The organism is Bradyrhizobium semiaridum (genome assembly GCF_020329505.1).
Taxonomy (GTDB): domain Bacteria; phylum Pseudomonadota; class Alphaproteobacteria; order Rhizobiales; family Xanthobacteraceae; genus Bradyrhizobium; species Bradyrhizobium semiaridum.
The window spans coordinates 190,625-212,804 of sequence record NZ_JAGKJJ010000010.1 but is presented as its reverse complement, the minus strand read 5'-3'; the positions used below and the strand labels follow the sequence as shown (position 1 = coordinate 212,804).

At 63.8% G+C, this 22,180-nt stretch carries 20 protein-coding genes, 1 tRNA gene and 1 pseudogene; 10 read left to right on the top strand and 12 right to left on the bottom strand.

Going from position 1 to position 22,180, the window contains the following annotated elements:
• Positions 1-14: 14 nt before the first annotated feature.
• The gene (locus tag J6500_RS15035) at positions 15-614 is read right to left on the bottom strand and encodes a TetR/AcrR family transcriptional regulator (protein WP_225713476.1); all 600 of its coding nucleotides are present in this window, start codon (positions 612-614) and stop codon (positions 15-17) included.
• Between the two features lie 257 nt (positions 615-871).
• Between J6500_RS15035 and J6500_RS15030 the strand changes: the two genes are divergently transcribed.
• Genes J6500_RS15030 through J6500_RS15015 form a run of 4 tightly spaced genes read left to right on the top strand, consistent with a single transcriptional unit; the run spans position 872 to position 5,402 of the window.
• Positions 872-1,966: an acyl-CoA dehydrogenase family protein gene (locus J6500_RS15030; protein WP_225713475.1), complete on the top strand. Its 1,095-nt coding sequence runs from the start codon at positions 872-874 to the stop codon at positions 1,964-1,966.
• On the top strand, positions 1,963-3,111 hold the full coding sequence (locus tag J6500_RS15025; RefSeq protein ID WP_225713474.1) for an acyl-CoA dehydrogenase family protein: 1,149 nt from the start codon (positions 1,963-1,965) through the stop codon (positions 3,109-3,111). The genes J6500_RS15030 and J6500_RS15025 overlap by 4 nt, the downstream gene beginning before the upstream one ends.
• Before the next feature lie 54 nt (positions 3,112-3,165).
• Complete coding sequence (locus tag J6500_RS15020; protein WP_225713473.1) at positions 3,166-4,221, top strand: MBL fold metallo-hydrolase; 1,056 nt, start codon at positions 3,166-3,168, stop codon at positions 4,219-4,221.
• Between the two features lie 44 nt (positions 4,222-4,265).
• Positions 4,266-5,402, top strand: a complete 1,137-nt coding sequence (locus J6500_RS15015; RefSeq protein ID WP_225713472.1) for a CaiB/BaiF CoA transferase family protein — start codon at positions 4,266-4,268, stop codon at positions 5,400-5,402.
• A 20-nt stretch (positions 5,403-5,422) separates the two neighbouring features.
• On the opposite strand, the gene J6500_RS15010 is transcribed toward J6500_RS15015, so the two are convergent.
• The 5 genes from J6500_RS15010 to J6500_RS14990 form a co-directional block, all read right to left on the bottom strand.
• Positions 5,423-6,322 (bottom strand): isocitrate lyase/PEP mutase family protein, encoded by a 900-nt coding sequence (locus J6500_RS15010; RefSeq protein ID WP_225713471.1) that lies wholly within the window; start codon positions 6,320-6,322, stop codon positions 5,423-5,425.
• Positions 6,323-6,334: 12 nt separating this feature from the next.
• Positions 6,335-7,504 carry an ABC transporter substrate-binding protein gene (locus J6500_RS15005; RefSeq protein WP_312018216.1) on the bottom strand — a complete coding sequence of 390 codons (1,170 nt, stop codon included), beginning with the start codon at positions 7,502-7,504 and terminating at the stop codon, positions 6,335-6,337.
• A gap of 115 nt (positions 7,505-7,619) precedes the next feature.
• Positions 7,620-8,447 carry an SDR family NAD(P)-dependent oxidoreductase gene (locus J6500_RS15000; RefSeq protein ID WP_225713469.1) on the bottom strand — a complete coding sequence of 276 codons (828 nt, stop codon included), beginning with the start codon at positions 8,445-8,447 and terminating at the stop codon, positions 7,620-7,622.
• Positions 8,448-8,615: 168 nt separating this feature from the next.
• Positions 8,616-9,701, bottom strand: a complete 1,086-nt coding sequence (locus tag J6500_RS14995; RefSeq protein ID WP_225713468.1) for an amidohydrolase family protein — start codon at positions 9,699-9,701, stop codon at positions 8,616-8,618.
• A 124-nt stretch (positions 9,702-9,825) separates the two neighbouring features.
• A complete protein-coding gene (locus J6500_RS14990) occupies positions 9,826-11,235 on the bottom strand; it encodes an MmgE/PrpD family protein (RefSeq protein ID WP_225713467.1) in 1,410 nt (469 codons plus the stop codon).
• Positions 11,236-11,521: 286 nt separating this feature from the next.
• Between J6500_RS14990 and J6500_RS14985 the strand changes: the two genes are divergently transcribed.
• The gene (locus tag J6500_RS14985; RefSeq protein ID WP_225713466.1) at positions 11,522-11,983 is read left to right on the top strand and encodes a flavin reductase family protein; all 462 of its coding nucleotides are present in this window, start codon (positions 11,522-11,524) and stop codon (positions 11,981-11,983) included.
• 57 nt (positions 11,984-12,040) lie between these two features.
• Here J6500_RS14985 and J6500_RS14980 read toward each other — a convergent pair whose 3' ends face one another.
• Positions 12,041-13,264: an ABC transporter substrate-binding protein gene (locus J6500_RS14980; RefSeq protein WP_225713465.1), complete on the bottom strand. Its 1,224-nt coding sequence runs from the start codon at positions 13,262-13,264 to the stop codon at positions 12,041-12,043.
• 121 nt (positions 13,265-13,385) lie between these two features.
• On the opposite strand from J6500_RS14980, the gene J6500_RS14975 reads away from it, so the two are divergent.
• From J6500_RS14975 to J6500_RS14960, 4 genes are all read left to right on the top strand, one after another.
• Entirely contained in the window at positions 13,386-14,348 is a 963-nt protein-coding gene (locus tag J6500_RS14975; protein WP_225713464.1) for a LysR family transcriptional regulator, read from the top strand.
• A gap of 244 nt (positions 14,349-14,592) precedes the next feature.
• Entirely contained in the window at positions 14,593-15,948 is a 1,356-nt protein-coding gene (locus J6500_RS14970) for an LLM class flavin-dependent oxidoreductase (protein WP_225713491.1), read from the top strand.
• Positions 15,945-17,306 (top strand): acyclic terpene utilization AtuA family protein, encoded by a 1,362-nt coding sequence (locus J6500_RS14965; RefSeq protein WP_225713463.1) that lies wholly within the window; start codon positions 15,945-15,947, stop codon positions 17,304-17,306. Before J6500_RS14970 ends, J6500_RS14965 begins: the two co-directional genes overlap by 4 nt.
• Positions 17,307-17,308: 2 nt before the next feature.
• The gene (locus tag J6500_RS14960) at positions 17,309-17,641 is read left to right on the top strand and encodes a DUF4387 domain-containing protein (RefSeq protein WP_225713462.1); all 333 of its coding nucleotides are present in this window, start codon (positions 17,309-17,311) and stop codon (positions 17,639-17,641) included.
• A gap of 67 nt (positions 17,642-17,708) precedes the next feature.
• On the opposite strand, the pseudogene J6500_RS14955 reads toward J6500_RS14960, so the two are convergent.
• Positions 17,709-18,350: pseudogene (locus tag J6500_RS14955) on the bottom strand (nitroreductase).
• Positions 18,351-18,618: 268 nt separating this feature from the next.
• On the opposite strand from J6500_RS14955, the gene J6500_RS14950 reads away from it, so the two are divergent.
• Positions 18,619-20,247 carry a class I adenylate-forming enzyme family protein gene (locus J6500_RS14950; RefSeq protein ID WP_225713490.1) on the top strand — a complete coding sequence of 543 codons (1,629 nt, stop codon included), beginning with the start codon at positions 18,619-18,621 and terminating at the stop codon, positions 20,245-20,247.
• Here J6500_RS14950 and J6500_RS32210 read toward each other — a convergent pair.
• The 4 genes from J6500_RS32210 to J6500_RS14930 form a co-directional block, all read right to left on the bottom strand.
• On the bottom strand, positions 20,228-20,614 hold the full coding sequence (locus tag J6500_RS32210) for an alpha/beta hydrolase family protein (protein WP_376707805.1): 387 nt from the start codon (positions 20,612-20,614) through the stop codon (positions 20,228-20,230). The genes J6500_RS14950 and J6500_RS32210 overlap by 20 nt on opposite strands.
• A 294-nt stretch (positions 20,615-20,908) precedes the next feature.
• Positions 20,909-20,985, bottom strand: a tRNA-Met gene (locus J6500_RS14940).
• 113 nt (positions 20,986-21,098) lie between these two features.
• Positions 21,099-21,473, bottom strand: a complete 375-nt coding sequence (locus J6500_RS14935; RefSeq protein WP_225713461.1) for a hypothetical protein — start codon at positions 21,471-21,473, stop codon at positions 21,099-21,101.
• Between the two features lie 53 nt (positions 21,474-21,526).
• Entirely contained in the window at positions 21,527-22,165 is a 639-nt protein-coding gene (locus tag J6500_RS14930; protein ID WP_225713460.1) for a class I SAM-dependent methyltransferase, read from the bottom strand.
• Positions 22,166-22,180: the final 15 nt, after the last annotated feature.

Genomic DNA, 22,180 nt, shown 5'->3' with positions numbered 1-22,180 from the left:
AGGTCGGATGCGCTTCAGGCGCGGACGCATCCGACCAGGTTCAAGGCAAGGTCGCTCATCGTCCGTGTCAGGTCCGCTACCGACAGCCGCCCCTGCGGCGAATACCAGCGATGCGTCCACCGTACCATGCCGCTGATCGCAAGCGATGCAATCATCGGATCGCTGACGTGAAACTCGCCGTTTGATGCGCCCTCTTCGATCAGGCGTGCGAGCCGGGCGTCGAAGTCGCGTTGCTTGCGCCTGATGTCGCCGATTTTCTTCGAGCTGAGGCTCTTCTCCTCCTCGAGCATGATCGCCGAGAACTTCTGGTATTCGATGTTCTTCGCGACGTAGAGCGCGACAAAACGTTGCAAGCGATCCTTGGCGCTGCCCTTCTTGTCGTTCAGCACCTGGGTCAGGTCGACATAGAGGTCGCCGTAGGACTGATCGAACAACTGCTCGAGGATCGCGTACTTGTTCTCGAAATAGGTGTAGATGAACGGCTTGGTGACACCGAGTGCCGCGCCGATGTCGTCGATCGTCGTCTTCTGAAAGCCCTTCTCGTAGAACAGCTTCGCAGCCGCCTCCAGGACCAGCTCCCGCTTGTATTCCTTGATGTGCTGCTTGACGCTCATGTCGGCCCCTCGTGGCGGTTCTTATTGATAGGTGATTCTCCGGGCTCCGCGCCAAACGCCACCTCAGCCGAGGCGTGCGGGGCGAGCGACCTACCGACATCCGGGAACCCGGTATCCACCTGGCAGAGCCGCCCGTTCTTCATAGCATATCGATTGGACAAATAAATATACTACCCAGTATATTGGATCAAGCCGTGGGGAGGACGCATCACCGTGAGCCGGGCCCCGCCACATAGCCACCGCGAATGGACCTGGATATGTCGACCTTGCAAGACCACAACGAGACGGGAGCGCTTCTCAATGAAAGCGCCGGCCGCCTGTTCGCATCCGTGCTTGACCGCGAGATCAGGGAGGCTCAGCTCGGAGAGTGGCCGGAGGCGCGCTGGCGGCAGGTCGAGGACGCCGGCTTTGCCCTGGCCTTGGTCCGCGAGGAGGCCGGCGGCTTCGGCGTCGATCCGGCGGAGGCTGTTGGGCTGTTGCGCATCGCCGGCTCTCACGCGGCGCCGGTGCCGCTCGCCGAAACCATGCTGGCCAATCGCCTGCTGACCGAAGCGGGATTCGAGGCCGCACCGGGTCCGGCAACGATCGCGCCCGTGACCGGCACGGCGGCCTTCTCGCTCGCACGACAGGGCGCGGGGTGGCGTGTCCGCGGCAGCGCCTCCGGCGTGCCGTGGGCGCGCCATGCCAAGGTGATCGCCGCGCTGGCCGACCATGACGGCAAGCCGTGGATGATCAGGCTGGACCGAAGGCGCGCCGACATCGCGCCGAACGCGTCGTTGGCGGGCTTGCCCTCCGATGTCGTCAAGCTCGACGCCGAATTGTCCGACGATGACGTGCGCCCGGCGCCATCACGCTGGACTTGCGAGAGCCTGACGGCAGCAGGCGCTGCACTGCGCGTCGCCGAGATGGCGGGTGCGCTGGAGCGCGTGCTGGAGATGACCGTCACCTACGCCAATGAGCGCGTACAGTTCGGCAAGCCGATCGGCAAGCAGCAGGCGGTGCAGCAGTTGCTCGCCGTCCTCGCCGGACAGGTCGCGGCTTGCGGGGGCGCCGCCGCGATCGCCGGCGCGGCGTTCGACGCGCTCGACATCCTGCCGATCGCCGCGGCCAAGGTCCGCGCCGGCGAAGCGGTGAGCATTGCAGCTCCGATCGCGCACCAGGTCCACGGCGCAATCGGGTTCACGGAAGAACACAGGCTACACTTCTTCACGCGGCGACTGTGGACCTGGCGGGACGAGTTCGGTCCGGAACGACACTGGAGCGCCATTTTGGGACGACGGGCAATCGCGGCCGGAGCCGACGGGCTCTGGCCATTCGTGACGTCGTTCGGCGCCGCGCAGGAGGCAAGATGACCTACTTCACCTTCCCCAACGCACCGCTGCTGCCGGAAGCCGAGAAGCTGCGGGGCGAGGTGCGCGCCTTCCTTGCCGAGGAGCTGCGCAGCGTGCCGGCCCATGTGCGGGCCGCCTCCTGGAGCGGCTTCGACGCCGATTTTTCGCGCCGGATGGGCGAACGCGGCTGGATCGGCATGACCTGGCCCAAGCAGTATGGCGGCCATGAAAGGAGCAGCCTCGAACGCTACGTCGTGCTCGAGGAGATGCTGGCGGCCGGCGCTCCCGTCGCGGCACACTGGATCGCGGACCGGCAAAGCGGGCCGCTGCTACTGCGCTTCGGCACCGAGGAGCAGCGCCGCAGCGTGCTGCCGAAGATCGCCGCCGGCGAGCTCTATTGCTGCATCGGCATGAGCGAGCCGGATTCCGGCTCCGATCTTGCCGCGGTCCGCACCCGCGCCGAGCCGGTCGACGGCGGATTCCGCGTCAACGGCACCAAGCTGTGGACCACCTACGGCCATCGCGCGCAATACATGCTGCTGTTCTGCCGGACCAGCGGCGGCCCCGGCGACCGCCACAAGGGAACCAGCCAATTGCTGGTCGACCTGACGCTGCCGGGAATCACGATCCGGCCGATCGCCGATCTCTCAGGCGCCAAACATTTCAACGAGGTCGTGTTCGAGGATGTCCTCGTGCCAGCCTCGGCGCTGATCGGCGAGGAGGGCAACGGTTGGCACCAGGTGACCAGCGAACTCGCCTATGAGCGGTCGGGCCCAGAGCGCTTCCTCTCTTCCTTCGTCCTGTTCGCCGAACTGATCCGCGTGCTCCAGCGCTATCCGTCGGAGCATGCGACGGTGGCCGTCGGCCGGCTGATCGCGCATTTCGTCGTGCTGCGCCAACTGTCGCGCGGCGTTGCATGGTTGCTGCAGAACGGCGCGAATCCGGCGCTCGAGGCCGCCATCGTCAAGGATCTCGGCGCACTGGTCGAGCAGGAGATGCCCGACGTGGTGCGGAGCCTGGTCGAGATCGAGCCCGATGCGGAGCACACACAGGAGCTGATGCGGACCTTGCACTACATCGTGCTTGCAGCGCCATCGTTCTCGCTACGCGGCGGCACGCGCGAAATCCTCCGCGGCATCATCGCGCGCGGCCTCGGCCTGCGCTGACCGGTTGGGAAGAGCCGCGGACCAAAACGACGGTCAAGGGAATGAGGAGCAATCATGACAATGCACACACGTCCCGACCGGCCGCGCGCGCTGACATTCCCGTTCGAAACGCCGCCCGCCTATGGCGAGGTATTCGAGGTGGCGCCCGGCCTGCGCTGGCTGCGGGTGCCGCTGCCCTACCGCCTCGATCACGTGAACATCTATCTCTTGGAAGATGACGGCGGCTGGGCCGTTTTCGACACCGGCATCCGCACGGCGGAGGCGCAAGCCGTCTGGGACCGGTTGTTTGCCGGTCCGCTCGCGGGCACGCGCATCACCCGCATCATCGTCTCGCACTACCATCCCGATCACATCGGACTGGCCGGCTGGCTTTGCGCGCGCTTCAACGTCCCGCTGCTGACGAGCTATTCCTCCTATGCCGCGAGCAAGATGCTCTCGCTCGACCCGCACTCGACCGCTTCCGAGCAGAACCGGTCATTCTACCTGCGCTACGGCATGACGGCGGAGACGGCATCGATCGTCGCGACCCACGGCCTCGACTATCTGCATGAGGTGGCTCCGCTGCCCGAGACGTTCTACCGGCTGCTGATGGGCGACACGCTGAACATCGGCCGCCGCCGCTTCCGCGTGCTGAGCGCCGATGGCCACGCCCCCGAGCAGGTGCTGCTCTACTGCCCCGAGGAATTCCTGCTGCTCGCCGCCGATCAGGTGCTGGAGAAGATCACGCCCAACATCAGCGTGTGGGCGGAGGAACCGACCGGCGATCCGCTCGGCCACTACATGCGCACGCTGCGCGGCCTCACCTCGGAAATCCCGGATGATGTCCTCGTTCTGCCGGGCCACCGGCGGCCGTTCTACGGCCTGCACCAGCGCTGCGCGGAAATCCTCCAGCATCACGAGGAACGTTGCCGACGGGCCATCGAGGCTTGCCGCGAAGGACCGAAGTCGGTCGACGAGCTCGTTCCCGCGCTGTTCCACGCCCGCAGTCTCACCCCGCATGAGATGAGCTTCGCCTTCACCGAAACCATGGCGCATGTGAACCGCCTGGTCAGGCGCGGCGATCTGGTCTGGCGCATCGACGCCGATCGCCCGGTCTGCGGGCTGCCGTGACCGCGCCAACCCGGCATACCCATCGATCTCGGAAAGGAAGCATCATGGCAAGCGCCGGCCCCCTCGCGGGCATTCGTATCGTCGAGATGGCCGGCCTCGGTCCGGCGCCGCTAGCCGGGCAGTTGCTCGCCGACCTCGGCGCCGAGGTGATCTGCGTCGATCGCGCGCCAGGCAAGGCCGACCCCACCGATATCAATCGCCGCAACAAACGCTCGATCGCGCTCGACCTGAAGCAGGCCGAAGGGCGCGAGGCCTGCAAACGCCTGATCGCGCGCGCGGATGTCGTGATCGAGGGCTTTCGTCCCGGCGTGATGGAGCGGCTGGGCCTTGGCCCCACCGAGATGTGCGCCGCCAATCCACTCCTGGTCTACGCGCGCATGACCGGCTGGGGACAGGACGGCCCCTGGGCGTCGATGGCCGGCCACGACCTCAACTACATCTCGCTATCAGGCAGCCTGAACTCGATCGGACGGCGCGGCGACCCTCCGGTGCCCCCGCTCAACTTCGTCGGCGACTATGGCGGCGGCACCATGTTCCTGATCTTCGGCATTCTCGCCGCGCTGGTGGAGCGGCAGAGTTCCGGGCGCGGACAAGTCGTCGATGCCGCGATGGTGGACGGCGTCGCGGCCATGATGTCGGTGTTCTACATGTTTCACGCCCGGCACGACTGGTCCGAACAGCGCGAGGCGAACCTGCTCGACGGCGGCGCGCCATTCTATCGCTGCTACGAGACCGCGGACGGCAAGGCGATGGCGGTCGGGCCGATCGAGCCGCAATTCTACGCCGAGCTCTGCGCGAAGCTTGGACTGCCGGAGCAGCCGGCGGAGGCGCAGAACGATCGCAGCACGTGGCGCGAACAGACCGAACGCTTCGCGGCGGCCTTCAAGACGCGAACCCGGGATGAATGGGCCGATGTCTTCGACGGCTCCGACGCCTGCGTGTCGCCGGTGCTGACAATCGCCGAGTCCGAACACCATCCTCATCTGATGGACCGCGGCACCGTCTTTCGCGGCAGCGGGGGCGTGCTGCAGGCTGCGCCTGCGCCGCGTTTCGAACGCACGCCGGCGCCGCAGGTCCGTCCGCCGCTGGCGGCCGGCGCCAATGGCGGCGAGATCCTCGCCGAGTTCGGCTACTCACCCGACGAGATCGATGGCATGCGCGGCCGCGGCGCGCTCAGGTAGCGATCGGAGCAAAGGCCCTGCTATGTCGGCGACGCCTTGAAGGCGGTGTCGCGCGCAACGTAGCTCTCGACGCCAACGGCCTGCATGATTTCGAGCCGATCGAGCGAGGCTCCCCGCTCGTGGAAGTAGGCCTCGGGGCGGCCGGTTTCGCGCGAAACCCGAAGCAATCGTCCCACGGCATCAAATGCGGCTTGGATCGCCGAGGTCGGCGAGAGCACGATCTTGCAGCCGAGCTTCTGCATGTCTTGCAGCGAGGAGCCGGGAACGGAATCGAGGCACATGACCGGCCCGCGGATCTCGCGGACGAGCCGGCGATATTGATCGAGAATAACGGACGGATCCGCCTCGGTATGCGGCTTGCCGTCGTAGACCAGCATCATCGGCAGCACGACGTCGGCGCCCGCCGCAAGATAGGCGTTCGACCGCGCGATCAACTCGTCGACGGACACGATGTCCGCATCGGTCCGCGCGATATTGACGAAGTCCTTGCTTGCACGCGCCGCGGCGGCGGTCCTGATGCGCGCGGCACCCTCCTCGACCGAAACGAGCGACTTGCCCGGAAGCACCGGGCAAAGTTTTGGGAACACCTGATCCTCGATCTGGACGCCCGAGGCCCCCGCGCGCTCCAGATCCTGCACGGTCCGCCAGATATTGTTCGGACCACCGAATCCGGTGTCGATGTCGCAGAAGATCGGAACCGTCGTGACCGAGGCGATCCGCGATATCGTGTGCGAGAGCTCCGGCAGGCTCATGAGGCCCATGTCGGGGGCGCCGATACCGGAGAGCTCGTAGGCAAATCCACCGAGATACACCGCCGGATAACCGGCGTTTTCGGTCATGCGCGCCGTGAGCACGTCATAGCATCCGACCGTCGTAAACCCTTGATCGATGAGTTGCCTGAACCGGGCATGTCTCGACATGGATCGGCGTCCTCATTTCCTGACAAGCGGACAAGCGCTGTCGGCCAGCGGCCGGAACGCCTCCTCGCCGGTCAGCTTCTGAACGACCTTCAGCATGTCCCACTCACCGGTCGATTCCGCCGGCGATTTCACCTGGAAGAGATAGAAATCGCGCAGCAGCCGGCCATCCTCCCGAACCTTTCCATTTGCGGTCATGAAGTCGTTGACCGGCAGCTCGCGCATCTTGGCCGCGACGACCTTGCCATCCGCAGTTCCGGCGGCCTTCACCGCCGTGAGATAATGCTTCACCGCACTGTAGGCGCCGGCCTGGATGCTGTTCGGCATCCGCTTCTGGCGCTCGAAATATCGTTTTGCAAAAGCGCGCGTCTCGTCGTTCAGGTCCCAATAGAAGGCTTCGGACAACAGCAAGCCCTGGGTGACCTTCAGGCCGAGCGCGTGGACATCGGTCGCGTAGGTGACGAACGAGGCTAGCTTCTGTCCCCCGCCGACCACATTGAATTCGTCCGCCTGCTTGATGAAATTGACGATGTCCTGGCCGGCGAGCCCGAGCAGAATGGCCTTCGCGTGGGTCGATTGCGCCCGCAGGATGAAGGAACTGTAGTCGGCCGTGTTGATCGGCACGCGAACCTCGCCGAGCGACTTTCCGCCGGCCGCAATACCGAACTGAATGCCGTCGCGCGTCATCGCCGTGCCGAAAGCGTTGTCGGTTGCAATGGTGAAGAAGGTATCGGCGCCCGACTTCACCGTCGCAGCGCCGATCGTCTTTGCGAGCGCGTAGGTATCGAAGACCCAGTGGAACGAGGTCGGCGAGCAGGCCTTTCCGGTCAGATCGCTCGACCCGCCGGTGGTCACGATGTCGATCTTCCCCCGCGCGCTGAGGACGGTTCGCGCCGCAAGCCCGACCGCGGAGCTTCCGGTCCCCGTGACCATCTCGACGCCGTCGAGGTCGATCCAGCGCTTGGCGATTGCCACAGCGGTGTCTGGCTTGCTCACCGTGTCGGCGTAGACGATTTCCACCTTGCGGCCGAGCACGGCACCAAAATCTTCAGCGGCCAACTGCGCGGAAACGACAGAGCCCATTCCCGTCGCGTCGGCATAAACGCCCGACATGTCCTCGAGCACGCCGATTTTCAGCGGCGGCTCCTCAGCCGCAGCTTGATGCGCCAGCAAAGAAACGCCCACGGCTGCGAAAAATCTAACAATTATGCGCATGTTTCCCCCAATAGTCGTCGCACAAAGTTAGCCGGCGTGGCGACAGATGCCGCGCTGGCTTGGTCTCTCCTTCTGCCGGAAAGCGTCACAAATCCGGATTGAACTTCTGCACCATCAGCGCCTGGGAAAGCCCGCCGTCGCAATTGAGGTTCTGTCCGGTGATGAAGGAGGCCATCGGCGAGGCCAGAAAGACGATGGTGTCTGCGAGCTCGGACGGCCGCCCCAGCCGCCCCATCGGGATGCGCGCCGCGCGCTGCTCGACGACCTCGGGGGTCAACACCGCGCGCATTAAGGGCGTTTCGACGGTGCCGGGGCTGACGATGTTCACGCGAACGCCGTCCTTGACCCACTCCATCGCCATCGTCTTGGTCAGCGCGATCAAGGCCGCCTTGGTCGTGCCGTAGGCGCCGCCATTTGGATAAGCGCCCATCCCGGACAATGAGGCAATCTGGACGATCGAGGCATGCGGGCTCCCGCGCAAATGCGGCAGGCACGTCCGCGCCAGCATGATCGCACCCTCGACGTTGACGCGGAAAGAAAGCGTCCAGTCGGCGAGATCACAGGTCTCGATCGGGCCGCCTTTCACCACCGCAGCGGCGTTGACCACGATGTCGAGCCGGCCGTAGGCCTCGATGGCCCTTGCGACCGCGGCGTCGATGTCTGCCTGATTGGCGACATCCATCGACACGGATGTTGCGTCTCCTCCCGCGGCAACGATCGCCGCGGCGACGTCGTTCGCCGCGTCCCCGCGAATGTCGGCGACGACGACCTTGCCGCCGTTGGCCGCGATGACACGCGCCGATTCCTCGCCGATACCGCTCCCCGCTCCGACAACGAGCGCAACGAGCCCGACCAGGCGCGAATGCTGCATCCAGTCACGTGGACGATCCTGAAAGGCCTGATCGGCTTCCATCTTGTCTCCTCCCAGCAGGGCGACGTAATCCGCCACACATCATACCTATTGATACTAATTTATACTGTTTAGTATTCCGAGGCAAGCGCCGGCTTTTGTCCCCATAATGCCGATTGCCGGAAAACGGGCATCGCGCGCCGGCGGTCGGCTTTCGCGTCAATCACCCGCTCAAATCGCTGGAAATTCGGACTCGAGCCGGTAGGCACGGCGCGCGGTGCCTGCGAAGAGCCACTTGAGCTCCGTGTCGGATGCCCCGGCACAGATCCGCTTGAAGGTGTTCCACAAGGTGGCGTAGCTGACACCCATCTTATCGACCGGAAAGTTGCTCTCGAACATGCAGCGCTCAGCGCCGAACGCCTCGATGCAGGTTTCAAACCACGGACGCCATAGCGCCGCCAGGTGCTCCGACGTCGGCGGACGCTCTGCATGGATGTAGTCAAAGGCTGCACCGCGCCCGAGCACGCCGCCAAGCTTGCAGAAAACGTTCGGATGTCGCGCCACCTCCCGGATCCCGGCACGCCATCGCGCAAAATTCTCCTCCTTGTTGCGCGCGTAAGGTCCGTAGCCGAGAGGGCCGCCGCAGTGATCCATGATGATCAGCAGATCCGGCAACGCGCTAGCCGTGTTCGCCAGTTCATCGAGTTGAGTGAAGTAGACCCAGGCGTCATATGACAGCTTCAGATCGGCGAGCTTTCGCAGCGCCTGCCGGATCTTCGGCTCGAGCAGCATATGCGCCCGGGTGCCGGGATTGCTGCTGATGACGTCCTCGCTCGCGTCCCAGGTCGTGGCGAAGCGGATACCCTTGAATCGCCCATTGCCGGCTGCGATGTGAGCCTGCAGCACCTCTTCGATGGCAGATCCAAGATTCAGATCTGCTGCCCCGAACATTCCGGCTGCGACGCGCGCAGGCCCGTAGCATCCGCTTGCGCTCATGGCGGCTACGCCGAGGGCAAATTCCGTCTCACCGACGGGACGCATATGGACGGGGCCGTCGGCGCGATACATGGCGAAGCAGTCCGCAAATACCGTACCGATCAGCTTGTGCCCGGTCATGGCATCCGCGAGGAACTCTTCAAACAGATACCGGAAATTCGGGAGATCCCAAAGATGATGATGGGTGTCGATGATCGGCAGGTCGGGCAGCAGGGTGTCCTCTTTCGGCGCGCGCGCAAGCCAGTCGTTGTCCGGCGGAAAGATTCGTCCGAACACCGTCGGGCGGCTGGATTGATCATTCGCGAATACCGAGGCAGCCATTATTCATCCCTTCAAGCCAGACGATCGCCGAAGCGCCCGCGATGGATTCCAACCAGGCGTGCGAACCACATGAATTTTGGTGCCGCGGCCTAGTACGCAGCACCGTCGTCGTGTCATTCATCAATCAAGACTCGTGCCCTACCCGACCGATGGCGAGCAGTTCTCTGATCGAGGAGCGCTTCTCGATATCGAGTACGAACTCCGCGATCCGGTCGGCGGCCGCGCCCGAGATCACGCGCGTCGCGTTTTTCGCGAATTTCGCTAGAAGCGCTTCACGCGACAGCGGGACGTCGATCGTTCCGAGACTGCTCGGCTTTCGACAGCCGAACTTGCGTCCGTCTTTCAGATAGACGATGACTTCACCCGGGAAATGGCCCGGATAGTCACTTTCGGGATCGTCGACGCACCAGGTTTTCTCGGCAATGACGGTTATGTCCGGCGCGTCCAGCGGATCGTCGTGAAACGCGGCAAGGTCGACGCGGCCACGCACCAGCGCCAGAGCGACCACATACTGGACGCTGAAGAGCGCTTCATAGGGATTGGACGGATAGATGCACCTGGCGCGCGGTTCGGCGACCATCTTGTGAAGTTGCGGCGTCAGCGGGCATTCGATCCGTTCGACGTCATCCAGTGCGAAACGGCCCCTGAGCTCGAGCGCCGCATCGACGAAGGCGTGAATGAAATGACAGCAGGGATAGGGTTTCAACGCAATGCCCCGCGACTGCCAGACGGCGCCGAGCGCATGGGACGGAAGTTCGCTCCCTGTCGGGATCCGGTCGATATGCGAATAATAGAAGCCCCGCGCCCCCTCAAACACTGTTGCTGGTCCGGTAAATCCCGCCTTGGCCATTGCGACCGCCGCGAGCGCGCTGTGGGCCGCCCACCCCGGATGCAGCCTCTTCAGCCAGGAGCCGCCCTGTTCGAGAATTCCGGCGGCCTGGCTTCCGCAGAGCCCGAGCGCCCAGACCAGGTGCTGATGGTCGAGGCCGGACAACCGTCCGGCGGCGACCGCCGCAGCAAAGGTGCCGCAGAGCGACGTCGGATGGAACGAGCGATCGTGAAACGCTCCGGCGCCCACGGTGGCAAGGCGGCAGCCGATTTCGAGTGCGCTGACAAGGGCCAGCAGCACCGCCTCCCCGCTCGCGTCATTGGCTTCGCCGGCGGCCAGCACCGCCGCAAGGGCCGGCGCGGTCGCGTGATAGATCGCCCCGATGTGGGTGTCGTCGAAGTCGAGACCATGCGCCAGCACGCCGTTGACCAGCGCAGCCGACGGCGCCGGCAATCGGACCCCGCTTCCAATTGCCGTGGCACCTGCTCCCTCCCCCAATTCCCTCGCGCCCGCGAGAATTGCCTTGCCGAAATCGAAGCCCGTCGACGCCAGCGCGATGCCGAAAGCATCGAGAAGGTGCTCCTTGGCCAGCACCAGCACGTCCGCGGGCACATCTTCCAGGCGCAGACCGAGGGCGAAGGCTGCGAGCCTGCCCGACTCGGTGAGATGGGCGCGCGCCTGCTGCATGCCCGCCGAAATATTCATCTCTCACCTCCCTACCCGTGCGCCGATGCCGCGCCCCACCTCTCGGATAGAGCATCGCACCAGCACCAGCGACAAATGCTCTTTCGAAATGGATCGATAGCCTGGTGCTATGGGTTCGGCAGTCCGTCGCGGGCCGAGTGCCATTCATGCCCGCAACTAATCTCTCCATAGCCTTTGCAAATTTGATGTTGCGCGGCCGTCGCCTAATCTCTCGAACCGGGACACGTCTTTGGGAGATATTCGAACCTTGAACGCACATTTCACCAGCAACGACTTTCGTGCCGCATTGGGCGCCTTCGTCACCGGCGTCACTGTGGTGACGACCCGTGATCCGGCCGGCAAGCCACATGGTGTCACCGCTAACTCTTTCAGCTCGGTGTCGCTCGATCCGCCGCTGGTGCTCTGGAGCCAGGCGGTCACCTCGAAAAGCCATCCAGCGTTTTGCGGCAGCGACCATTTCGCCGTTCATATTCTGGCCGAGGATCAGATCGCCATCTCCAACCATTTCGCCCGGTCCAGGGACGACAAGTTCGACGACGTCCTGCACACCGACGGAATCGGCGACATCCCGCTGCTCGCCGGCTGCGTGGCACGGCTTGAATGCGCCAAGGTTGCGGCCTATCCGGGCGGCGATCATATCGTATTCCTCGGGCGGGTCGAACGGATATCCTGTTCAGACCGGCGCCCGCTCGCCTTTCATGGCGGCAAATATGCACGTTGCCCCGTCCTCGACGATTGCACCACATAGGACAGGAGGATTGCGGCTCAGCACGCACGGCGCGCGTGCTGAGCCGCGACGGCGATGTCAGCGGCCCACCTCACCCTGCATGACATCTCCGAATGTATGCCAGGATTCACCGTCGAATCTCATAAGCTGCATCTGCTCGATCGGATAGAAATCGTTCGGCGCAGTCGTGACCTCGATCCCCGGCAGCAGCATGTCCAACTTGACGTGATCGAGGCTTGCGGCCTGCTTCATGAGATTGGTGCGCGTCAAATCGTTTCCACAGCGCCTGAGGATCTCCACCACGAGCTGCGCGGCCGAATAGCCATATACGGTGTTGGCGTTGGTCTTGTCGCCCTCGGGCATGTAGCTGTCCATGAAGGCGACCCACGCCTTCATGCCGGGGTCGTCGCTCCAGATCTTGTCCGTAGGATCCTTCGTATAGGCCGTCGAGATAATGTCCCTGGCGTTCTCAAGACCCGCGGGCTTGAGGATCGCCCCGACCGAGGTCGACGGATTGTTCAGGATGAAGGTCGGCTTCCAACCGATTTCGGCGACCTTCCGGATCGCCTGCGCCGCGGTCTTCGGCGAGAGGAAGCCGACGAACACGTCAGCCCCCGACGCCTTTAGCGCGACGATCTGCGAATCTACGGTCGGATCGGTCGATTCGAATTTCGTCTCGGCCACGATCATCGCGGCCTTGTCGCCGAGACCATCCCGCAATCCCTTGACCCAATCCTTGCCGGCATCATCGTTGATGGCAATGACCGCGATCTTGCCGTTCGGATGCTGGTCCAGAATGAATTTAGCGTAGATCCGCGCCTCGCTCTGGTAGCTCGGCTGCCAGCCCATGGTCCACGGGAAATGCTTGGGGTCGCCCCACTTCGTCGCACCGGACCCGACCAGCAGTTGCGGGACCTTCTTCGCGTTCAGATATTTCTGGACCGCCGAATTGGACGCGGTCCCCAGCGGGTTGAACAGAAAGAACACCTCGTCGCTCTCGACCAGTTTGCGCGCCTGCTCGACGGTTTTCGGCGGGCTGAAGGCATCGTCGTAGCTGATGAAATTGATCTTGCGGCCGTTGATGCCGCCTTCATCGTTGATTTTCCTGAAGTAGGCCGCCTCGGTCAGACCGATCACGCTGTATGACGATGCCGGTCCGCTATAGGGCATGAAGCTGCCGATCTTGATTTCCTTGTCGGTGACGCCGACGTCGTAGCCTTGCTCCGCCTTCGCCGCGCCGCTCGCAACGACAAGGCTCAGTGACACTGCCGCGCACCAGCCTGCAAATACCTGCTTCTGCATGAGCGCCCGTTCCCTCCACCGAATTTTGGTCTATCCAGAGCCGGTAGACTGGGTCGGCGTTGGGCTGTTATCAAATGATCGGTGGCTATCGTCCTATAGCTCGTGATTATATAAGTGCCGCATGACCAGCTCTTCGGCTTCCGTGAAACAGCGCTTCGATATCTCGCTCGAGGATCTCGAGACGTTCCTTGTCGTGGCAGATCTCGGAGGGTTCAGTCACGCGGCCAAGCAGCTCAACCTGTCGCAGCCGTCCGTCAGCAACAGAGTTCGCCGTCTCGAGGAGAAACTGGGTGTGCGGCTGCTGCTGCGCAACACGAGGAGCGTAGCCCTTACTGCCGACGGCAACCGATTGTACAAGCAGGCCTCCGCGACCCTTCACGATCTCAGGCTTCTTTGCCAGGACTTCAACGCGACCGCCGAAGCCAGGCGCAACCAGGTCGAGGTGGCGGCGACGATGATGGTGGCGACCATCGCCTTGCCTCCGATCGTCAAGGCGTTTACCGACCGCGACCCGCAAAGCACCGTCCGCCTGCTCGACAGCAGTCCTGCGGGAGCGATCAGCGCCGTCCGCGAGGGACGCTGCGACATGGCCGTGATGGTGCTCGCCGAGCCGACATCGGGCCTGCAATTCGAAACCCTCACCTCGGACGAATGCGTCGTGGTCACGCCGCGCAACCACCCGCTTCTCGCCAGGAGCCAGCCGACACTGGCGGAAGTGTTGGCCTATCCCCTGCTGAGTCCCGACACGCATGTGGCGCTGCGCCAGTTTATCGTGGACGAGGCAACGAAGCGTGGCTTGAACGTCCGATTGGCGCCCGAGGCGGTCGGCGTCTCCAACGTCATGACCATGCTGGCAATGACCGCGGCCGGTATCGGCGTCTGCATTCACCCACGGACTCTGATTCCTGCCGACTTTCTCCCTGCAATCGGCGTCGTGCCACTCAAGGACTGCCAGTTCGTTCGAACGTTCGGCATCGTGACCGCCGAAAACCACGAGCTTTCTCCAGCAGCGCGCAAATTCCGGGATTTCCTGCGCAGCGCGATCAAGCGCCCGGATGCAGGATGGCAAAGCGCGCTCGCCTAGCCGTGTCACCGCGACGTCGCGAATATCTATAGCGGCTCCCTATAAGTCCATTGCCTGCCGCGATTTGTCGGCCGACGCTGCAAGTCCTAGCCTGATGGCCATGCCGCGTCGCGGCTGCCGCCCGACCGCTTCGCCGCGCATCGATCGCGATGACGCGCACGGACGCGTCCGCGACCGCACCGGGACACCGCCCTCAACAAGTCAGGAAGGACAAGTCGCAGACATGACGCACCGTTCACGGCAGATGAGCCTCATCGCATTCATGCAGGCACAGAACTGCTCGAATTATGTCGGCTCCTGGCGCCATCCGTCCTCGATGTCCGACTTCCTCACGCCGCATTACTTTCAGCGCATTGCGCGCACGCTGGAGGATGCGAAGTTCGACATGGCGTTCTTTGACGACCGGCTCGCCATGCCCGACATCTACGGCAATGACCACCGCGAGACGGTCGCCAACGGCGTGCGGTGCGTCAAGCTCGATCCGAGCACGGTGCTCATGACGATGGCCGCGGTCACCAGGCGCCTCGGGCTCGGTGCCACCTACTCGACGACCTACTACCAACCCTTTCACGTCGCACGCCTGTTCGGGACCCTCGACCTGATGACCGGCGGACGCGTGGCCTGGAACATCGTGACCTCGCTGAACGACTCCGAAGCGGAGAACTTCGGGTATGAGGAACACCTCGCGCATGATCTCCGCTACGATCGCGCCGACGAGTTTCTCGAAGTGGTGAAGGGGCACTGGGACAGTTGGGAAGATGACGCGCTGATCGTCGACAAGTCCGACGGGCGCTTCGCGGATCCCGATAAGGTCCATCGGCTCGATCACAAGGGACGCTACTTCCGCTCCAAGGGGCCGCTGCCGGTGCCGCGATCGCCGCAGGGCCATCCGGTTCTGCTTCAGGCGGGCCAGAGCGGCCGCGGCACCGCCTTTGCTGCACGCTGGGCGGAGCTGGTGTTCGCGTCTTACGCGAACCTGGAGGCCGGCCGCAAACAATATGCGTCGCTGACGGCTGCTATCGAGAAAGCAGGCCGTGATCCCGCGCAGGTCAAGATCGCGCCCGCGATCAAGGTCATCGTCGGCGAAACGGCCGCGCAGGCACAAGAACAGCTCGCCTTGACCGAAGCGCTCGCGAAGCCGATCGACGCCCTTGCGCTGCTCTGCGAGGTTCTCAATGTCGACTTCTCGACGCGCCCCTATGACGAGCCGTTCACCGATGAGGAACTCGCCGCCGTGTCCTGGCACAGCCTGAGAGACAAGGTGATCGAGGTGTCGGGCAAGAAGAATCCCTCGGTTCGCGATTTCGTCGAGGCTTCGGGCCGCGGCACCATCCACGAAGGGCCGACCTTCGCGGGAACGGCGAAGCAAGTCGCCGACCAGATGGAGGAATGGTTCGGCACGGCCTGCGACGGCTTCGTGATATCGGCAACCTGCGTGCCCGGTTCATACGAGGACTTCGCCCGGCTGGTGGTGCCCGAGCTGCAGCGGCGCGGTCTCTACCGCAAGGAGTATCCCGGCTCCACCTTGCGTGAAACGCTCGGCATCGCCCGGCCCACGGTCGACGCGCGCCGCGCGACCGCCGAGCGGAGGCGCGCATGACCAAGGAGCTGAAGATCCTGACGCCGATCGGCATGCTCGGCTACGGCATACCCGAGGCGCACTTCTGGCGCGGGGTCGATCGCGATCCCGACGCCATCATCGTGGATTCCGGCTCGACCGATCCCGGCCCTTATCTGCTTGGAATGAGCAAGACGCTGGTGACACCCGAAGCATATCGCCGTGATCTCTCCCTGATGCTGCGCGCGGCCGCCGAGCGCAAGATCCGTTTGATGATCAGTTCTGCCGGCGGTCCGGGAATCGACCAGCATGTCGACGACATGATCGAGACGATCCGCGATATCTCGCGAAGCCGAAGCTACCATTTCAGGATCGCAGCGATCTACGCCAATGTCGACAGGACGATCGTCCACAGCCGCCTGGATGAGGGCCGGATCAAAGGATGCGGACCGGTTCACAGCCTCACCCATGAAGCGATCGACAAGGCGACCAACATCGTGGCGCAGATGGGCGCCGAACCGTTTGCGAAGGTCCTCCGCGAGCGGCCGGACATCGACATCATCGTGAGCGGCCGATCCTACGACCCCGCACCGCATGCCGCGCTTTGCATGGTCAATGGCGTCGATCCCGGTGTCTACTGGCACATGGGCAAGATCGTCGAGTGCGGCGCCAACTGCGCGGAGCCGAAGGGCCGGGTCATCCTCGCGACCGTCCGCAAGGACAGCTTCGATCTCGAGCCGATGAATCCCGTCGAGTGCTGCACGCCGGCGTCGGTCGCAGCCCATACCCTTTACGAGAAGACCAGGCCGGATCTGCTGCCGGGTCCCGGCGGCGTCCTCAATCTCGCAGGCGCGCGCTACGAACCGCTCGACGATCGGCGCGTCCGGGTCAGCGGCGGCGCGTTCGACCCGTCCAACCCCTACACCGTGAAGCTGGAGGGGGCGGCCGTGATCGGTCATCGAACGATCTTCATCGGCGGAATCAGAGACCCAATCCTCATCGGCCAAGTCGACGATTTCCTTGCCCGCGTGAGGCAACGAGCGGAAGCAATTTTCGAGCAGCTTGGCGACGGCACCGCCAGCCTTGCATTTCATGTCTACGGCAGGAACGCCGTGATGGGTGCATTGGAGCCGCTCAAGGAAGTCGTGCCGCATGAAGTCGGCCTGCTCGGCGAGGTGACAGCCCCCAACCAGGATCTGGCCAACGCGATTTGCAGCGCGGTGCGGATCGACGTGCTGCACATGCCGTATCCCGGCCAACTCGCAACGTCCGGCAACTTCGCCATTCCGCTCAATCCACCCGAAAATCCGATCGGTCCGGTCTGCGAGTTCTCGATCTATCACCTGATGGACATCGACGCTCCGGCCGACTTCTTCCCCATCCGCTATACGGAGACATAGCCGTGAACACCGTCCCCTTGCGAAAGCTTGCCAAGGTCATTCGCAGCAAGAACTCCGGTCCCTTCGAGCTGACCTTCGACGTCATCTTCGACGATCAAAGCGTCTATGAGAAGGTCAAGGCAAGCGGCGCCCTGAACAGGGAAGGCCTGGCGAAGACCTACAATGTCGACGTCAGCGACGTCGTGGCGTTCATGTTTTTCGACCCGGCCCTCGCCTTCAAGATGACCCTGCGCCGCAACTGGGGCCAGGGCACGACCGCCGAACGGGATACGTTCGGCGCGCAACAATACGCGCCCTTGCTGGACGTCGAGGTCCCGTTCTCATCCAATTGGTAGGCGCCAATCCCCGAACTGTCCGCCGTCCACGTCAATACCCGCGCCTTGGACGCCATCACCAATCGGCTTACCGGCCATCGTGGAAGCGGACGACCTCCGAAAGCGGCGCGCGGTCAGTCCGGAAGCCGTTGGCGGGATGGGATGGATCTGCGTAGCCGAACGAAATCGCGCATACGATCCGCCGGTTCGCAAGCAAACCGAAATGCTCCCTGACCAGATCAGATCTGACCGTCAATGCCGCCTGCGGGATCGTGGCGACGCCGAGCGCCGTCGCGGCATTGAGGAAATTGGCGACGAAGCCGCCGCAATCGATGGCGCCGTAGGTGGAAAGACCGGCGTCGGAGGAAATGATCGCGACGTGCGGCGCGCCGAAGAAGCGGTAATTTTCGGCCATCTGACGCCGGTAGCCGTCCTTGTCACCGCGCGCGACGCCGACGCTCTGGTACAGCGCAAATCCGCAGGAGCGGCGGCGGTCGCCGTAGACCCCCTCATAAGCCTTGGGCCAGAAATCGGTCACGGGCTGGTCCTCGACGTGAGCCAGCATCAGTCTGCGAAACGCTTCGGTCGCTTCTCCACGTGTGATCTCGATTTACCAAGGCTGGGCGTTGCATCAGGAGGCCGTGCGCTGCGCGATCTCGACGATCCGTCCGATCACCGCATCCGGCACCGGTTTCGGCAAGAAGCCGCGGCACGAGTGACGCCGACGCAGGAGGCGATCCAGCGTGGCTTCTTCAGTCAAGGGACTGGCCTCGATTTCATTGATTTCACTCATCATTCTTCTCGACGGTTGGGCTTCTTCGGTGTCTTGGCTTGATATACTTTGTAGTATATATTATCAACTCTCCGGTATTATCGACCGTCTGGCTTCTGCAAGCGCAGGAGCAACTTTTCACGCAATCCGGTGCGCTGACGCAGCGAGGTTGTGGTTGGCCGACGTTGGCACCGGATGCATAAAAACTGCGAGGGAGCAAAACGTGATGTCTGCAACCGCATCAAGATTCGGCGACTTGCCGCGGATCGCCGCCGATCGCTGGCGCGGCGAGGTCGCGATCTGCTTTCGGGATGCGCAACTGACCTTCGGCGAACTCAACGATGAGATCGACCGTGCGGCGCGTGCGCTGCTGGCACGCGGCATCCGCAAGGGAGACGTCGTCGGCCTGTGGGTGACGAACCGTATCGAATTCACGATCGCGCTCTACGCAACCCTGCGGATCGGCGCCATCGCGGCCCCCATGAACACCCGTTACCGGCAACATGACGTGGCCTATGCGCTCAAACTTGCCGAGTGCAAATTGCTGTTTGTCGTCGAACGCTCCGGCCCGGTCGAATATGTCGAGATGCTGAAGGCCGTGATCCCGGACTTCGACGGCGAACGATTTGATAAGACGGCTGGCTTTCCGCACCTGATGGACATCGTCGTCATGAGCGACACCGCTGATCAGGGACCGCTGTCCTGGGAGCGTTTCCTCGACGACGCCGAGCGGGTCACCAGCGAACGGCTCGAAGAGGTCGCGGCGAGCGTGAAGGTCGAGGACATCGCGCTCATCGTGTTCACGTCGGGCACCACGGGCAATCCGAAAGGCGTGATGCACGATCACTCGCTGTTACGCAACATTTGCGAGCGCTACGACATTTGGCCCTTGCAGGAGGGAACCACCGTCCTCAACTTCCTGCCGATGTTCCACCTCTACGGCATGTCCGAGACGGTGTTCGGCTGCATGCACGCAGGAGCCCGTCAGGTGGTGATGGATACATGGGATCCCGAGCTCGCGGTGCGGCTGATCGAGAAGGAGCGCATCACAGGCCTGCATGGCTTCGAAACGCACTATGCCGACATCATGCGCGCGCAGCAGCATCTGAAGGCCGATCTTTCCAGCCTGCGTTTCGGTTCGCTGCCTGCGGGTATGGAGAATTCCAACGCCGTCGCCGCGCTGGTTCAGAAAGCCATATGCCCGACCGCGTCAGGCTGGGGCATGTCGGAAGCCGGCTGCTACGTGTTCCTGAGCTCACTCGACGACACCGAGGAACAGCGCTGCACGACGTCCGGCCGCCCATCGTCCGGCCTGGAGTTCAAAATCCTCGATCCGGCGACCGGCGAGGAGCGCCCTAATGGCATCGAGGGTGAGATCGCCGTACGCGGTTACACGGTGATGCGCGGCTATTTCCGCGATCCGGAGGCGACTGCGGCGGCGATCAACCGCGACGGATGGCTACTTACTGGCGATCGCGGTTTCAAGCGGCCTGACGGTTTTCTCCAGTTCCTGGGGCGATACAAGGAAATGCTCAAAGTTGGTGGGGAGAACGTGTCGCCTGCCGCGCTGGAAACTGAACTGATGGCTCTAGTACCCGCGATCGAGCAGGTCGCCGTCGTGGGCGTCCCCGATCCAAGGCTAATTGAAGTCCCTTGCGCTTACGTTGTGCTCAAGCCAGGCACAGAATGCTCGCTCGAGGACGTGAAGGCCCGCTGTAAGGGGAAGATCGCCAGCTTCAAGATTCCGCACTATGTGGTGCCTGTGGATGCCTTGCCAATGACCGCCTCCGGCAAGGTCCAGCGTGTGCTTTTGCGCGATCGGGCGCGACAGGAGATCACGTTGAACTCTGAATAGATTCGACAAACCGGCTCACACCGTTTGCCGATGGTCGGCTCGGCGCAGGGCATGAACCACGCTTGGCAGCGCTCAGCGAGATTTGCCCTGAGCATCTCTCAGCGAGGGTCGACGCCGCTTTGGGATCGGGCTTGTTCGGCCGCGTTGCGCTAGTGCCGAGATGCTGCCTGAGAGATGGAATGAGCTTGGCGAGCGCCTGCGCGACCGGCTCCGGCTTGTCATAGAGATCGTAGTGGGACCATCCATCCAACTCGACCAATTGCCGGTCCTTCGAGGCAGCCGAACGCCAGTAGATTTCCATGCCGTCGCGATAGGCGCCGAGCGCTCCCACCTTCTTGCCGACCACGACCATCATCGGCTGCGTCATGAGCATCTCCGCGAAGGCGAATGCATTCCCAACCAGCGTGTTCTGGGCATGCGAGAACAGCATCCGGGTCGAGCCGCCGGGCTTCTGGTCGGTCGGCTTGAAGGAGCACTGGGTAAAGCTGTCAGTGCGGGCGACGGAGAGGGCGCAGAAGCCATCAGGGACCTGGTGAGACCGTCACTGTGTTCCGTGATCCAGGACGCCCAGCTGGAGTAGCCGTGGAGATAGCAGGCCGGCTAAATGCCCTGCTCGGGGAAAAGGCCTATCCAAACCAGGTCAAAGGAGTGTGGGGAAAGGTGGTAGCGGGGGAGGGACTCGAACCCCCGACCCCAGGATTATGATTCCCGTGCTCTAACCAGCTGAGCTACCCCGCCACGGCGTCGCGGCCGGCGGCGATGCCGCGGGCGCGAATGCGCGGCATATAAAGAGCGGGCGCCGGGCCTGTCAAGCAAACCCGGCCCCGCCCGCAACGTATTGGACAGCGGTGCTATTTCGGCCGGACCGACTGGTCGCCGCCGGGGCTGCCGGGCGGCGGGATCACCGGGGTGGTGCCGCCTTCCGGGGTCGGCGCCCGCATCTCGGGATCGACGCCGGTCGGCGGGCACAGCACGCCGTCCGATTTGGCGAGCTTGTCGCCCAGCGGCTGCGAGCTCTGGCCGGTGGTGGTTCCCTCCGGCGGCTTGGCATCCGGATGCGCCGGCTGCTGCTGCATCGGCACACAATCGTTGGCGGCGGCATGCATCGGCGATGGCGGCGCGGTCTGGGCCGGCGGAGTCGCGGGCGTCGGCGGCGCCTGGGCGAACGCTGCAACCGGCGCCAGCATCAGCGCGCAGGATAAAGCGAGTGTTCGGTTTGTCCTCATGAGGAGAAAACCGCGACGGCTCGCCGATGTTCCCGGTCAGAATCGTCGCAAGCTCACGATTTGCGGAAGCGGATCAGCGAGAAATGCCCCATCGGCGGCATCGGCCGCCGTTCTGCAAGGCTGACGCCGCCATGCTTCGCGGCCCAATCGGTCAGCCGTGCCCACGGAAATTCCGGCCGCCAGCCGAGCCGCCGCGCCAGCGGCGCGAAGGCGAGTTCGAAGATGCGCCGCGGACCGCTTTCGGCACCGATGTGATTGACCAGGATCAGCTCGCCGCCGGGCTTCAGCACGCGAACAAAATCGTCGAGCGTGGCCTCGGGATCGGGCACCGCGGTGATCACATATTGCGCGACCACGGCATCAAAGAACGCGTCCGGAAAGGCGAGGTTCTTGGCGTCCATCACCGCCAGCGTCTCGACATTGGAAAGACCGAGCGCCCGCACGCGCTGCTGGGCCCGCCGCAGCATCGGCTCGGATATATCGACGCCGCAGAGTTTCGTCGTGCGCGCATATTCCGACAGCGACAGCCCGGTACCGACGCCGACATCGAGCACGCGCCCGCCGATCCGGTCGGCCTCCGCGATGGTCGACTGCCGGCCCTGATCGAACACCTTGCCGAACACCAGATCGTAGATCGGCGCCCAGCGGCCATATGCCTTTTCGACCCCCTCGCGGTCGATGTCCCCAGCCATCCCCTGCCCCGATGC

Excerpts from the sequence above, each read along its gene's own strand:
- J6500_RS15030 (WP_225713475.1), top strand. The coding sequence starts at position 872 with ATGTCGACCTTGCAAGACCACAACGAGACGGGAGCGCTTCTCAATGAA.
- J6500_RS15035 (WP_225713476.1), bottom strand. The coding sequence starts at position 614 with ATGAGCGTCAAGCAGCACATCAAGGAATACAAGCGGGAGCTGGTCCTG.
- J6500_RS15010 (WP_225713471.1), bottom strand. The coding sequence starts at position 6,322 with ATGTCGAGACATGCCCGGTTCAGGCAACTCATCGATCAAGGGTTTACG.
- J6500_RS14930 (WP_225713460.1), bottom strand. The coding sequence starts at position 22,165 with ATGGCTGGGGACATCGACCGCGAGGGGGTCGAAAAGGCATATGGCCGC.
- J6500_RS14935 (WP_225713461.1), bottom strand. The coding sequence starts at position 21,473 with ATGAGGACAAACCGAACACTCGCTTTATCCTGCGCGCTGATGCTGGCG.
- J6500_RS15000 (WP_225713469.1), bottom strand. The coding sequence starts at position 8,447 with ATGGAAGCCGATCAGGCCTTTCAGGATCGTCCACGTGACTGGATGCAG.
- J6500_RS14990 (WP_225713467.1), bottom strand. The coding sequence starts at position 11,235 with ATGAATATTTCGGCGGGCATGCAGCAGGCGCGCGCCCATCTCACCGAG.
- J6500_RS14965 (WP_225713463.1), top strand. The coding sequence starts at position 15,945 with ATGACCAAGGAGCTGAAGATCCTGACGCCGATCGGCATGCTCGGCTAC.
- J6500_RS14970 (WP_225713491.1), top strand. The coding sequence starts at position 14,593 with ATGAGCCTCATCGCATTCATGCAGGCACAGAACTGCTCGAATTATGTC.
- J6500_RS14980 (WP_225713465.1), bottom strand. The coding sequence starts at position 13,264 with ATGCAGAAGCAGGTATTTGCAGGCTGGTGCGCGGCAGTGTCACTGAGC.
- J6500_RS15025 (WP_225713474.1), top strand. The coding sequence starts at position 1,963 with ATGACCTACTTCACCTTCCCCAACGCACCGCTGCTGCCGGAAGCCGAG.
- J6500_RS14950 (WP_225713490.1), top strand. The coding sequence starts at position 18,619 with ATGTCTGCAACCGCATCAAGATTCGGCGACTTGCCGCGGATCGCCGCC.
- J6500_RS15015 (WP_225713472.1), top strand. The coding sequence starts at position 4,266 with ATGGCAAGCGCCGGCCCCCTCGCGGGCATTCGTATCGTCGAGATGGCC.
- J6500_RS32210 (WP_376707805.1), bottom strand. The coding sequence starts at position 20,614 with ATGACGCAGCCGATGATGGTCGTGGTCGGCAAGAAGGTGGGAGCGCTC.
- J6500_RS14975 (WP_225713464.1), top strand. The coding sequence starts at position 13,386 with ATGACCAGCTCTTCGGCTTCCGTGAAACAGCGCTTCGATATCTCGCTC.
- J6500_RS14995 (WP_225713468.1), bottom strand. The coding sequence starts at position 9,701 with ATGGCTGCCTCGGTATTCGCGAATGATCAATCCAGCCGCCCGACGGTG.
- J6500_RS15020 (WP_225713473.1), top strand. The coding sequence starts at position 3,166 with ATGACAATGCACACACGTCCCGACCGGCCGCGCGCGCTGACATTCCCG.